Below are 14,283 nucleotides of genomic sequence, written 5' to 3' on the forward strand. Positions count from 1 at the left end.
CCATGACAACCAAGGAAATGGAATACGGCCAGGATGACAAGACCGTCATCCTCAACCGCCAGGGTGAAGCCCGCGCCGAAAGCCCGCTGACCGACTTCAGCGCGCCGCCGAAATTCGAACAGCTGGAAGAGCGCATGATCTTCGCCGCGCGCCTGCGCCCGGCGGAGAGCTTCAATATCAGTCTCAACCCGCTGGTGGCGGCGGCCTCCTCGCTGCTTTCCGAGGTGGTGCGCCTCAAGCACAGCTTCGAAAGCGAGGATCTGGACGCCCTCAACCAGCGCCTGACCCGCGAGATCAAGGTGTTCGAGCACCGGGCGCTGCACGATGGCGCCGAGAGCAGCCAGGTGATGGCCGCGCGCTACGTGCTGTGCACCGTGGTCGACGAGGCCGTGGTGACCACGCCCTGGGGCAACGAGAGCGAATGGTCGCAGATGAGCCTGCTGTCCTCGTTCCACAACGAGACCTTCGGTGGCGAGAAGTTCTTCCAGCTGCTCGAGCGTCTGTCGCGCAACCCGGTCAAGCACCTGCCGATGCTGGAGCTGATGTACCTGTGCCTGTCGCTCGGCTTCGAGGGCAAGTACCGCGTGCTGCAGCGCGGCATGCTCGAGCTGGAGGCCGTGCGCGACAGCCTCTACCGGCAGATCCGCCAGCTGCGGGGCGACGTCCCGCGTGAAGTTTCGCCGCACTGGCAGGGGCTCAAGGACACCCGTCGGCGCCTGGTGCGCATCGTGCCGTGGTGGCTGGTGGCGCTGTTCACCCTGATGTGCCTGGTGATGATGTACGCCGGTTTCGCCTGGGTACTCGGCGAGCAGCGCGACACCGTCCTCAAGCCGTATCAGCAACTCGACCCGGCCTCGGGTGTCAGCATGGATGACGTGAAATGAAGAGCTTCTTCGCCAAACTTGGCGCCTTTTTCCGCAAGACCTGGGTCTGGAGCCTGCTCCTGGTCCTGATTCTCGCGCTGCTGGTGTGGTTCGTCGGGCCGTTGCTGGCCGTCAATGACTACAAGTTCTGGGAGTCCGCCACCAGCCGCCTGCTGACCATCAGCCTGCTGTTCCTGCTCTGGGGCCTGGCCATGGTGTTCGCCAGCTGGCGCGCCACCGCACGCAAGAAGGCCGCCGAGAACGATGCCGATGCCCAGGAGCGCATGCGCCGGGAAGAGCAGATCAACGAGGAACAGGCCGAACTGCGTCACCGTTTCAAGGACGCCCTGCGCACCCTCAAGCGCTCCAGCCTGTATCGCGGGCGCAGCGAGAAGTGGCGCAACGACCTGCCCTGGTACCTGATCCTCGGTCCGCAGGGCAGCGGCAAAACCAGCCTGCTGGACTTCTCCGGCCTGGATTTCCCGCTCAATCGCGGTGAGAACCAGCGTCTGACCAAGGACGTTTCGGGTACCCGTTACGCCGACTGGTATTTCGCCGATCACGCCGTGCTGATCGACACCGCCGGCCGCTACCTGACCCAACCCGATGCGCAGATCGATGGCCGTGCCTGGGGCACCCTGCTGGGTCTGCTGCGCCAGCGCCGCGCGCGTCCGCTCAACGGCGTGCTGGTGAGCATTCCCGTCGAGCAGCTGCAAGGCGGCAGCGAGGTGGAGCTGGAAACCCTGGCCCGCCAGACCCGCCAGCGCCTGCAGGAGATCCATCAGCGCCTCGGCGCCGACGTGCCGGTCTATCTGGTGCTCAACAAGGCCGACAAGATTCTCGGCTTCGACGAGTTCTTCGACCAGCTGTCGCGCGAGGAAAGCGAGCAGGTACTGGGCGCCAGCTTCCGCAAGGAGCAGAACGCCACCGACGTGGCCGTGGTGCGCCAGGAGTTCGAAGAACTGCTGCGCCGTCTGAACAGCCAGGTGATCCTGCGCATGCACCAGGAGCGCGACACCCAGCGCCGTGGCCGCATCCTCGACTTCCCGCACCAGCTCGGCCAGATCGGCGAGCGTCTGTGCCTGTTCGTCGAGCTGGCCTTTGCCGGCAACCGCTACCAGCGGGCCAGCAAGCTGCGCGGCTTCTACCTGACCAGTGCGCCGCAGCTCAACGAGCAGCTCGATCCGCTGACCGCTGGCATCGGCCGCAACCTCGGCCTGGCGGGTAGCGCGCTGCCGACCTTCCGCAGTGGTCGGGCGCGTTTCATCCATCACCTGCTCAGCCGGGTGATCTTCCCCGAGGCCGACCTGGCCAGCCTGGACCAGAAGGAAGTGCGCCGTATCGACTGGGGCCAGCGTGCGATGTACGCCACCGCTTTCGCGGTGCTGGCGCTGTTCGGCGTGCTCTGGGCCACGGGCTTCTCGGCCAACCACGGGCGCCTGGAAGAACTGCGCGAGATCGCCCAGAAGCTGACCCGCGAACATGATGCGGTCAACCCTCAGGACGACGCCCTGCAGGTCCTCAAGGCGCTGGACAGCAGCTACGCCGCGACCCAGGTATTCCCGCCCAAGGGTGACGTTTCCTACCTGCAGCGTACCGGCCTGTTCCAGGGTGAGGCGGTCAATCCGCCCGTGTACTCGACCTACCGTGCCGAACTGGAAAACCTGCTGCTGCCGCGCGTTGCCCGTCAGCTGGAGGCGCAGATTCGTGCCAACCTCAGCGACCGCGAGCGCCTGCTCGGCAGCCTGCGTGCTTACCTGATGCTCAACCTGGAAGAGCGTCGCGACGCCGACTTCCTCAAGGAGTGGGTGGCCGCCGACTGGTCGCTGCGCTACACCGGTAACAGCCCGGCGCAGCATGGCCTGAACACGCACTTCGCCCGCCTGCTGGACGAGTCGTTCGCGCCTTACGCGCTCAACGCCCAGCTGGTCGCCCAGGCGCGCCAGGTGCTGCGCAGCGAGTCGCTGGCCAACGTGGTCTATCGCATGCTGCGTGAACAGGCGCGCAGCCTGCCCGACTATCGCCTGAGCCAGAAGCTTGGCCCGCAGGCGGCCCTGATCGTGGGCAGCGACTACGCCATCCCCGGCTTCTACACCCAGACCGGCTACAGCAAGACCTTCACCGCCCAGGGCGCCAACCTGGTGCGCGAGATCCTGCGTGACAACTGGGTGCTGGGCGAGGGTGAAACCCTCAGCGCCGCCGACCTCAGCCGCCTGATGGTCGAGCTGGAGCAGCTGTACTTCCGCGACTACGGCAACTACTGGGGTGAGGCCATCGCCCAGCTCAGCCTGGAGCCGATCGGCAGCGCCGGTCGTGGCGCCGCGTTGCTGGGCGGCTTGACGGCAGCCAATTCGCCGCTGCTGCAGATGCTCGTCGAGGTGCGTGACAACACCCGCTTCAAGGGGCTCGCCGAGGCGGCCGATGACGCCGGCGCTGCCGCCGACGCGCTGGAAGGCGCCAAGGGCAAGGTGGGCAAGGCCGCCAAGCTGGCCAGTGCCGCCGCCGAGCAGGCGCAGCAGGCCCTGGCCAAGAACACCCCGGATACCGCGCGCAAGACCCTGGAGCGCCGTTTCGAAAGTCTGCACAAGCTGCTCGACGAGAACGGTGGTGCGGGTGTCGATCTGGCCGCCGGCCTGCAGGCGCTGGATGACCTGCAGCGTCAGCTGGCCAGCCTGGCCAATGCCGGTGCCAGCGACCAGGCCGCGTTCGAGATGGCCAAGGCACGCATGGGCGGCAAGCGCGACGCTATCAACCAGGTGCGCAGCGCCGCGGCACGCCTGCCGCAGCCGGTGGGCAACTGGCTGGCGCTGCTGGCCGAGGACAGCTGGAGCCTGGTGTTGAACGACGCCTACCAGTTCCTCAACCAGCGCTATCAGAGCGAGCTGTACGCGGCCTACGACAACTCGTTGAAGCAGCGCTACCCGTTCAGTGCGCATAGCGAGAGCGACGTGGCGGTGGCCGACTTCCGCGAGTTTTTCAAGGCTCAGGGCATTGCCGAGCGCTTCTTCGACAGCTACCTGCGGCCGTTCGTCAGCGGCAGCGCCGACCAGTATCGCCTGCGTCGCGTCGACGGCCGTGGCCTGCCGCTGTCGCGTGAGTTCCTGCTGCAGATGAGCCGTGCCCAGGTGATCCGCCGCAGCTTCTTCGCCGAGAATCCGGCCGAGCCGCAGGTGCTGTTCAAGCTCGAGCCCTACTCGCTGGACTCCAGCCTGAGCCGCGCCGACTTCCGCTTCGGCAACCAGCAGATGGAGTATCGCCATGGCCCGATCGTCGCGACGGCCTTCCGCTGGCCGGCGGCAAGCGACGAGGACCGTACCAGCCTGGTGGTCGAGGAGCTCGGCGGTCGCCGTGTCGGCATCGAGAAGAACACCGGCCCCTGGTCGCTGTTCCGCCTGCTCGATCTGATGGACGTGGACTACCACAGCGGCCGTGACGTGCTGATCCTCAAGGCCAACCTCGGCGGTCTGCACGCCAACTACCTGCTGCACAGCCAGCGCTCGCCGAACCCGTTCGACATCGGCCTGCTGCGCAGCTTCAAGTTGCCGGCGACACTCTGATGAGTGAAGTCGCCAACGCCTGGCGCAGCGCTGCGCGCACCGACACCGGCAAGGTGCGGGCGCGCAACGAGGATGCCTTCCTGGCCCTGCCCGAGCAGGGCCTCTGGGTGGTGGCCGACGGTATGGGAGGGCACCAGAACGGCGCCCTGGCCAGCCGTCTGATCGTCGAGCAGCTGGCCGAGATACCGGAAGGTGACCTGACGCAGCGCCTGGCGCAGCTGCGCCAGAGTCTGCACCGGCTCAACCACCGTCTCGGCCAGGAGCTGACGGTGACTGCCGAGCGCCCGGACACGGTGATCGGCAGTACCGTGGTCGCCCTGTTGCTGGAGGGCGAGCGCGCCGCCTGCGTCTGGGCAGGTGACAGCCGTTGCTACCTGTGGCGCGGCTCACGGCTGTATCAGCTGAGCCGGGATCACTCGCTGGAGCAGCAACTGATCGACGAGCAGGGCATGACTCCGCAGGAAGCCGCGCGCCATCCGGCGGCTCATGCACTGACGCGTGCCATCGGCGCCTGCGAGACGTTGCAGCTGGATATCCTCGAGCTCGACGTATTGCCGGGCGATGTCTTCCTGCTGTGCAGCGACGGACTCTATCAGGGCCTCTCTGCCGACGAGCTGGGCGCCTGCCTGAACCTGCCATCGCCACACCTGGCCGTGGAGCGACTGTTCCAGCGCGTACTCGACGGCCCGGCCCGTGACAACCTCAGCGCCGTGGTGATTCGCCGATGACCGAAGCCGCCGAAGCCAGTGACCTCACCTACGTTGCCCTGGCCGCCACCGCAGCCAGCCCGTCCCTGCGCGAAACGCCGCGCCAGGCGCCGGGCGAACTGCCGGACGTGCTCGGCGGCCGGTACAAGATCGAACGCCTGCTCGGCGTGGGCGGCATGGGCGCGGTGTACCGTGCCCGCGACCTGTTGCGCGAGCAGTTCGGCGACCCCGAACCCTATGTCGCGCTGAAGACCCTCAGCGACGACTTCGCCGAGTACCCGGATGCCAATGCCCTGCTCTACAGCGAGTTCGCCCTCACCTCGCGGCTCAACCACCAGCATGTGGTGCGGCTGTTCGGCTTCGAGGTGGATACGACGTGCGAGCGCGCCTTCATCACGCTGGAGCTGATGCGCGGTCTGACCCTGGATCAGCTGCTCTGCGAACGACCCGAGGGCCTGCCCTGGGACGAGTTGCGCAGCATCGCCATCGCCCTGCTCGATGCGCTCGCCTACTCCCATGAACTGGGCGTGCTGCACGGCGACCTGAAACCCAGCAATGTGATGTTGGCCGAAGACGGTCTGCGGCTGTTCGACTATGGTCTGGGGCAGCCCGTGGAGGGCCTGTTGCCGGGCTTGCCGCGCTTGTGCCGAAACCGCATCGCCGCCTGGACGCCACGCTACGCTGCCCTGGAACTGCTCGAGGGCGCCGCCCTGTCGGCGGCTGCGGATGTCTATGCGGTGGCCTGCGTCCTGGTCGAGCTGGCCGGCGGGCAACACCCGTTCCGTCGCCTCAGCGCCAAGCAGGCCAAGAGCATGGAGCTGGACAAGCAACTGCAACGACCGGCGCAGGTACCGCTGCATTGCTGGCAGGCCCTGCGTACTGCGCTGGCCTTCGACGAAGGCCAGCGGCAGATAGGTTGCAGCGAGCTGCTGGAGGCATTTCGCCGGCCGCCGGCGTCGCGCCTGCAACGCTGGCTGGGCAGAGCATGACAGGCTGTTGAAAAGGACTCACTCGAAAGGATACGTATATGTTCAACCCGGCCAACGAAACCCATTTCAGCCTGAACATCGAAGGCGTCGAGCATGACCTGCAGGTGCTCGAGTTCAGTGGCCGCGAGGCCATCAGCCAGCCCTATCGCTTCGATGTGGAGCTGATCAGCGAACGCCCGGACATCGATCTGGAAAGCCTGCTGCACCAGCGTGCCTTTCTCGCTTTCAGCCCGAACGGCGAGGGTATTCACGGCCTCATCCACCGTGTCGAACAGGGCGAGTCCGGCAAGCGCATGACCCGCTATCGGCTGGCCATCGTGCCGCAGCTCAGTTACCTGGCACACCGCACCAACCAGCGTATCTTCCAGCACCTGACGGTGCCGCAGATCGTTGCCCAGGTGCTCGAAGAGCACGGCATCGTGGAAGGTGGCTACCAGTTCCAGCTTGGTCCGACCGTCTACCCCGAGCGCGACTACTGCGTGCAGTACGACGAGAGCGACCTGCACTTCGTCCAGCGCCTGTGTGAAGAGGAAGGTATTCACTATCACTTCCAGCACAGCGAAAGCGGCCACGTGCTGACCTTTGGTGATGATCAGACGGCATTCGCCAAGCTGGGCCGACCGACGCCCTACATCCAGGACAGCGGCATGACCGCCGACGACCCGGTGATCAAGCGCCTGGCCCTGCGCCTGGAGACCCGGACCCGCAGTACCACGCGGCGCGACTACGATTTCGAGCAGCCACGTCTGCTGCTCGAGGCGACCTACCAGGGCGAGCAGGCCGGCGAGAACGACGGCCTGCCGGACCTGGAAGACTACGATTACCCCGGTCGCTACACCGACCGAGCGCGCGGCAAGCACCTGGCCAAGCGCGCTCTGGAGCGTCACCGCGCGGACTATCAGCAATTGCAAGGCAATAGCGACGAACCGCGCCTGCTCAGCGGCCACCTGCTGGAAATCTCCGAACACCCACGCAGCGAGTGGAACGACCTCTGGCTGCTCACCGAAGTGCTGCACGAAGGCAAGCAGCCGCAGGTGCTGGAGGAGTCCATCACCAGTGATTCGGTGCTGGGCAAGGGCCTCTCCAGACTGCTGCGTGGCGTGACCGGCGAAGCGGACTCCAGCGAGGGTGCTGACTTCCACCAGGGCTACCGCAACCGTTTCCTCGCCACGCCCTGGGATGTGCCCTATCGCCCGCCACTCGAGCATCCCAAACCCAAGGTGCTGGGTAGCCAGACGGCCGTCGTCACCGGCCCGGCCGGCGAAGAGATCCACTGCGACGAATACGGCCGGGTGAAGGTGCAGTTCTTCTGGGACCGCGAAGGCCAGGCCGACGACAAGACCAGCTGCTGGCTGCGCGTCAGCTCCAGCTGGGCCGGCGATCGCTACGGCGCCATCACCATCCCGCGCATCGGCATGGAAGTGCTGGTCACCTTCCTCGAAGGCGACCCCGACCAGCCGCTGGTCACCGGCTGCCTGTACCACGCCGAACACGTGGTGCCCTACGACCTGCCGGCGAACAAGACCCGCAGCGTGTTCAAGACCCTGAGCAGCCCTGGCGGCGGAGGCTACAACGAACTGCGCATCGAGGACCGCAAGGGCGCCGAGCAGATCTACGTCCACGCCCAGCGCGACTGGGACGAAAACATCGAGCACGACCAGAAGATCCGCGTCGGCAACGAGCGCCATGACACCGTCGAGGCCAACAGCTACACCGAACTCAAGGCCGAGGAACACCTCACCGTCACCGCCGAGCGCAAGGTCGAGGTCAAGCCGCAGGACCACCTGACGGTGGGTACCGACCAGCACATCAAGCTGGGCACCGCGCAACTGACCAAGGCCGGCCGCGAGATCCACCTCAAGGCCGGGCAGAAAATGGTCATCGAGGCCGGCATCGAACTGACCCTCAAGGCCGGTGGCAGCTTCATCAAGCTCGACCCGGGCGGCATCACCATCTCCGGCCCGCTGGCCCGCCTCAATGCCGGCGGCTCGCCGGGCAAGGGCTCGGGTATCGGCATCAAGCCACCCGTGTTGCCGGGCGCGGCGGATAGCGACAAGGCGGGGGATGTGCTGGAGCAGGTCCTGGGCAGCTTGTCCATCACTGAGCCGGCAGATCCACGCGAATACCGATTCAACATTCGTCTGCAGGATGTTCCAGGCGATGAGGGCTTTCCTTTGGCATACGCGCCATGGCGTATCGAGCGGGGTGACGAGAACGAGTTGCTGATGGAAGGTGAGGCTGATGCTGATGGTCGTGTGTCGCTTGATGACACTCAGCAGAAACAACTATCGAAGGTATACGCTCAGGCGCCTCGAAGTCTTTGGCTTAGCTACCCCGGCCAGCGAATAGCCTTGCGTGTTCACATGGAGCAGCAGGGTTGGGACAGTGAGCGTTATGCACTGGGGTCGATGGACTTCAGTAGCTGCGTCAGTCGTAACTCCAAAGGTAATGCGCTGCTGGAGAAAGATCGTAGTCAGCAGGATAGCCAGTGCAGTAGCGATCTGTTTACCCACCTTCAATCCAAGGAATGAATGCTCATGGCAACTGACTCTGCCTACAACGGGATCCGCGCAAAAGAACTCAATCAGATTAATGCGCAGGACGGGCGTGCCTATGCGGCCTACTCCGCTCCGGATTTCTTTCTCAACGGAGAAAATCTGTTTGCACCCAAGCGTACGGGTAATCAGGTTCGTTTTTTTACGACGGGAAGTGACTACTTCAAGGACGTTGCAGCTTCCATCGATCAAGCCAGTCGATGCATTTTTATCACTGGCTGGCAGGTCAACTACGACGTCTTGCTCGATGGCAAGCGAAGCCTTTGGCAGTGCCTGCATCAGGCTCTCAAACGCCAGTCGACCTTGAAGATTTATGTCATGCCCTGGCTGAGCCCATCCGGCAGTGTAGGTACTTACGACTTCGAGACCATGCTGGCTGTCTTTCAGCTCAACGCTGGTCTGCCGGGCGGCCCTCGCGCCTTCTGCACGCCGGCTATCCAACAGAGTGATATGAAGGGACTCGGCGTTGCGTTTTCTCACCACCAGAAATCAGTCGTAATCGACAACCGAATCGCCTATGTCGGAGGGATCGACCTTGCCTACGGGCGGCGTGACGACAATAACTTCAGCCTGGATGCCAGTACCAGGCAGGGTAATGATGCCTACAACCCTGGGCTGCCGAAGTTGGGGTGGATGGATCTGGATAAGCATGTCAGCTCGATGGGGCTGATGATGGCCACGCTGTTCGACATGTCCAGGCCCGTGTCGGAGACCAGCCTGATTCCGCTCAGCAGGAGTACGGCGTTAAACGGTGCTAGCCATGTTGCGGACTTTTTCCGCAGCCCACCGTTCTCCGCTCTGCAGTGGTTGAATCGCGCCAAGAACAGCGCACAGGAAAACCTCGACGAGGGCTTTGAGCGTCTAAGTGCTGTCCAGCGCCAGATGGTCGGGAAAAGTATCCAGGCTATGGCCAGATTGATTGGCGACAACCTCGATACAGTTCCGATGGCAGAGGAGTTGAAGCAACGCTTGCGAGAGTGGTTGCAGGAGCTTCGTGAGGCAGCGGGTAATCTTTATGAGTCATTACGTATCAAGAGCATCCAGCTGATCAGCCAGTGGATGAGTGAGACCGAGCTTGGTCAGGTGCTTACCGTTCTCAGCGGCAAGAGTTTCGATGATATTCCCGGCACATATCGGGAGAGGACCAACGAGTTGGCCAGCTCGATGCTTTGGTTCATCTATCACTTGCTACAGGAACGCTCGGGGCAGCATCTGGAGCCTTATGCTTATCTGCATGAGGAACCGCAGCCACTGGCGTCACCGGACAATGGTCGTTTGGCGGAGGATCAGCCGCGCATGCCCTGGCAGGATGTGCACTGCCGCATCGAAGGTCCCTCCGTATATGACGTGGCGCGTAATTTCATCGACCGCTGGAATGGGCAGCAAGCCTACCTCGCCGATACGCCTGCACTGCAGGACACCACGCTGGTGCGTAATCTGCTAGAGGCAGTCGTACGCTGGCTCAATACGTTGGTAAGTGATCTCGGCCTGGAACGTCTGGGTGTCAAACTCAAGGTGAGCGATGCTCCGCGCCTGAACTTCCCCAAACCACAACCTGTATGGATCAATGCTTCCGAACAGTTGCCCGTGGCGCCCAGCGCACAGCCAGGTGGCATGAGTGTGCAGGTGCTGCGCAGTGCCTCCAGCCGTATGACCCAGCAGGAGCAGGTGGGGAGAGGCAAGGCAGGCGTCAACCTGCCCTTGCCTGCGGGTATCGACAATGGAGGAGTCCAGGCAAACTGTAAGGCCGCCATGCTGCAGGCTATCTCTAGCTCGCAGCACTTCATCTATATCGAGAACCAGTTCTTTCAGAGTGCGTATGGAGACGAGCGCGAAATTTTTGATGACGCTCCTCTTTCTGGCCCGATGGCGAGCCTGCGTGATCCTGGCAGTTTGCGCCAGGATTACGTCGCTCGCGTGCGGCTGCGCGAAGCGTTGGAGGCCGAGGATATCTGGCAGCTGGACTGGAAGGAAATCGATAGCATTGCCCAGGAGCCCAGTACCGAGGCGCGCCAGTTTTTGAAAAGTTTGCAGGCCATGTGGGGCATCAATGTCCAGGGCTGGCTAACCCACAAGTTGGGTGCAGCGCAGAGGGGACTGATCAATGGCATTGGCGAGGCCTTGGCCAACCGTATTGGGCGGGCTATCGATGAGGGGCGTCCCTTTCATGTCTACATGATTCTACCGGTGCATCCAGAAGGTGCGCTGAACGTTCTAAACATCATGCATCAGGTTAGTTTGACCATGCAGAGTCTGGCTTTTGGCGAGAACAGTCTGATCAAACGTATCCAGAAACGCATGGCCTTGCGCGAACTGCTGGATCGCAAAGTGAGCCGCGCCGAGGCACTCAAGGTCATCGAGCGCAAGGACGCAACCAACCGGCCTGTATACGAGCAACAGGACTGGAGTCGCTACCTGACCCTGCTTAATCTGCGCACCTGGGAAAGCTTGACGGGGCGTGTGGTTACTGAACAGATCTACGTGCACAGTAAGTTATTGATCGCTGATGATCGTGTGGCCATTCTCGGTAGTGCGAATATCAATGACCGTAGCCTACTGGGTACCCGTGATTCCGAGCTGGCAGTCATCGTTCGCGATAGTACTCCGGTGCAGGCCAAGCTCGACGGCAAGCAGGTACATACCGTCGGTAAGGCCGTGCATCAGTTACGAGTCGATCTATGGAAGAAGCACTTTGGCTTGTCCATGGCCGCAGGCTCATCCAGCGTCACTCCGGCAACCGGGCTGGAGCAGTATCTGGAGCAGCCCGCGGCGGAGGGCACTTGGAAGGCGATACAAGAAAGGGCTTTGCTGAATACCCGCCTCTATGAAAGGTCCTTCGATTTTATTCCACAAAACATCAGTCAGGTTCAGTCGCGCAAAACGCCCGATATGACAGGCTATCTGAACGGATTCCCTGCCTCCACCTGGCCAACCTGGGCTTACCGCGATCTAAACAATATTGATCATGGCGGAGAACTAATGGAGCCCATGCCCTATGAAGAGCGCTTCTGGCACTCCGATACTCTGGCTGCCGTTAAAAGCTTCTCCTCACCCGTTGGTGTACAAGGCTTTATCTGCGCTTTGCCCGTCAACTGGACGCGTGGTGAGAACAATGATTCCGGTATAAACCTGAGCATTCTAGCCCAGGTACTTGAAAACCCTGAACGTAGTCGCGCACTGGCCCAGGCTGACTACGGGCACGAAGAAGAGATCCAGCGTGCATGAGAGTCCTTTTTCACTATCTGAGTCTTGGTCTGATAATTCCCGCAGGTATGGCGCTTGCCGACGCACCGCGACAAGAGTGCCTCGGGCGCATAATTTTTGATGTGCCTGAAGAAATGCAATGGGCAACCTATGATGGTCCGCGAACTGACAGAATCACTGATGGACGGGGCGGGCATGTATTTACCCCTAAAGTTACGGCTAAAGGCGACGTTGGCAGTTATGACTATGACGGGCTGACTATTCGCGTGAGTGATGTCGTCGGACGTGACATGTTCGATGGCGCTGCAAGGTATATCAAAGGCACGGCGCGTCTTTACCAGAAGGAACTGCAGAAAAATCTGGAGGCTGATAAGAAACTGCTTAGTGAACTGAGAGTGTTGGATGAAAAAGAAAGTACCAACGCAACTAAGGAGGCCGTGGAGCGTTTCATAAAGTCCATAGAGGAACTCGAGCGTCAGCTGCCTCTAGCTACAGTTCATGAATACGATCTTGGCATCCCCGATGCCTATTTTCTGGGCGGGCATCTCGCCCCTGGCAAGGCTTTGCTTTGGCGCAACAATCGCGTCTACTACTTCGCCTTTGCCAAGGCCGGCCCCGATTCCGCCAAGCGTATCAAGGCGCTGATGGAGCGTTTTCAGCCGCGTGAATTGTATGAAGTGCCCAAAGGCCCAGGGTTCTGCTTCCCCTACGGGTTTATCGCCGATGATGGCAAGACCGCCTACAGCATCAAGAATAGTCTGCGTTTCACCCAGACTCCCAACGTGATCTTTACCCTGATCAATGCCTCAGCCAACGATCCTTGGCAAACCAAGCCCACGTTAGGTACCTATGACACGGACTATCGCCCAGGCTATGACGCCGAAAAATGGCAGAAAACTCCGTTTATCGAGCGCATTCAGCTTGGCAAGCGCCTGGCAGGTCTGGAAGGCTGGCGCCTGGATCCCAAGTTGGAGTCTGGTGAGCAGGAGCGTGCCTGGTTCGCCCTGGCACACCGGGGTGGCACGGCTTCTCCCTTGTTGGCAGTACAGATGACCACCTTTCAGAAAGGCACGGACGACCTGTCCCAGCATACGCCGCCACCGGAAGCAGTCATCCCTCGCTTCAAGAAACTCAGTGAAAGCATTCGTGAGGACTTGGCCCGGTAGGCAAGCATATTTCCAGGGAACAAAAAGGAACAGATTTATTTGCTGACGTCATTTGACTTGGCTTGGATGAATCTGTCCTTTTTGACAAATCTGTATTGGCAGTGGGCTGAGCATGAAGGTTATTGTTTCTTTCATGGCTGTTTTGTTGTTGCTTGAAGGAAACTATGCGATGGCCGAGTCCGACTATCGTAACTTTGTATGCGTCCATGAAAAAGACCACTTGCCACTCTTGGATGCAGAGGCCGATGTTTGGTACAAAGAGGCGCTTTCCCTGACCAAACGCCAATATGAAATACGTGGCAGCGTCCGTCAGGACATTCTGGCGCTTTACCATAAAGCTGCAGCCCGCGATCACTGGAAGGCCATGCATAATTTGGCGGGGTTATACCGTACTGGCTGGCCTGGTGCGTTGGACAAAGATCCGCAGAAGGCATTGGACCTCTATGAGCGTATGGTGCAACTGGGTATCCCACAGGGTTTCTACGATATGGGCGCGATGATTGGCAACCGTAATGGAGTGACCAATCCAGAGACGGATGGTTTGACCTATCTCGATAAAGCTGCACAGTTGGGTAATCCGGCTGCTCAACTTAGACTGGGGCAGATTTATATTTACGAGTTAAAAGAGGATGGTCTGGGTCTGAAGTATGTTAATTGTTCTGCTGAACAAAACTATGCTGAGGCCTATTATGAGTTGGGGATGTATTATAATATTAAAGGTAATTTCCCTCTTGCAGTGAGGAATCATCAAATGGCAGTATCATTGGGGCATGGTACTTCTGCAATGATCCTAGAGGGTGCCTTCGATAAAAGAACCCCACCTCATCTGGCCTTTTATTACGCGCCAGATGAAAAGCTGAAAGAGCTCTATGGTCGGATAAATGCGCAGCTTGAAGCCGACCCTGATCTGCGCTTTCCCAATCTGCTAAAAGACCACCCTCTCCCCCCTCATCCGACCCAGGGATACGATGCTGATAAACCCATCGACTGGAAACCGGATGAATTGAAGTGAGGGGCAAGGCAGAAGCGCTTGTAAACAAAATGCTTGAAATGCACCGCGTTGTGTTCACGACAGTACGGCTCTTGTCTGCGGGCCGTTATGCCATAGCCGAGCCTGGATTCCGCCTTTTCATGTGAAGGTCGATGATTGATATGCAGACTCACTGGCTCTGAACAAGTGTCAATGTTCAAGGCGTAGCAGTGCCTGTCAAGGCACGCTGAGGCCGTGCGATGAAGCCGCCT

At 61.0% G+C, this 14,283-nt stretch carries 8 protein-coding genes; all 8 read left to right on the forward strand.

The window, feature by feature from the left end:
- The first annotated feature begins 2 nt into the window (after positions 1 to 2).
- A complete protein-coding gene (icmH, locus tag FIV02_RS00475) occupies positions 3 to 884 on the forward strand; it encodes a type IVB secretion system protein IcmH/DotU (RefSeq protein ID WP_037052109.1) in 882 nt (293 codons plus the stop codon).
- A complete protein-coding gene (gene tssM / locus FIV02_RS00480; RefSeq protein ID WP_037052107.1) occupies positions 881 to 4,420 on the forward strand; it encodes a type VI secretion system membrane subunit TssM in 3,540 nt (1,179 codons plus the stop codon). Before icmH ends, tssM begins: the two co-directional genes overlap by 4 nt.
- Positions 4,420 to 5,148, forward strand: a complete 729-nt coding sequence (locus tag FIV02_RS00485) for a PP2C family serine/threonine-protein phosphatase (protein WP_037052104.1) — start codon at positions 4,420 to 4,422, stop codon at positions 5,146 to 5,148. The genes tssM and FIV02_RS00485 overlap by 1 nt, the downstream gene beginning before the upstream one ends.
- Positions 5,145 to 6,116 carry a serine/threonine-protein kinase gene (locus FIV02_RS00490; protein WP_152487501.1) on the forward strand — a complete coding sequence of 324 codons (972 nt, stop codon included), beginning with the start codon at positions 5,145 to 5,147 and terminating at the stop codon, positions 6,114 to 6,116. The genes FIV02_RS00485 and FIV02_RS00490 overlap by 4 nt, the downstream gene beginning before the upstream one ends.
- A gap of 38 nt (positions 6,117 to 6,154) precedes the next feature.
- A complete protein-coding gene (gene tssI, locus FIV02_RS00495; RefSeq protein ID WP_152487502.1) occupies positions 6,155 to 8,647 on the forward strand; it encodes a type VI secretion system tip protein TssI/VgrG in 2,493 nt (830 codons plus the stop codon).
- Positions 8,648 to 8,653: 6 nt separating this feature from the next.
- Entirely contained in the window at positions 8,654 to 11,896 is a 3,243-nt protein-coding gene (locus FIV02_RS00500) for a phospholipase D-like domain-containing protein (RefSeq protein ID WP_152487503.1), read from the forward strand.
- Positions 11,893 to 13,041, forward strand: a complete 1,149-nt coding sequence (locus FIV02_RS00505) for a T6SS immunity protein Tli4 family protein (protein WP_206596359.1) — start codon at positions 11,893 to 11,895, stop codon at positions 13,039 to 13,041. Before FIV02_RS00500 ends, FIV02_RS00505 begins: the two co-directional genes overlap by 4 nt.
- A 112-nt stretch (positions 13,042 to 13,153) precedes the next feature.
- Positions 13,154 to 14,053 (forward strand): tetratricopeptide repeat protein, encoded by a 900-nt coding sequence (locus FIV02_RS00510; RefSeq protein WP_152487504.1) that lies wholly within the window; start codon positions 13,154 to 13,156, stop codon positions 14,051 to 14,053.
- Positions 14,054 to 14,283: the final 230 nt, after the last annotated feature.

The organism is Pseudomonas sp. THAF187a (genome assembly GCF_009363395.1).
In the GTDB taxonomy this organism is placed as follows: Bacteria; Pseudomonadota; Gammaproteobacteria; order Pseudomonadales; family Pseudomonadaceae; genus Aquipseudomonas; species Aquipseudomonas khazarica.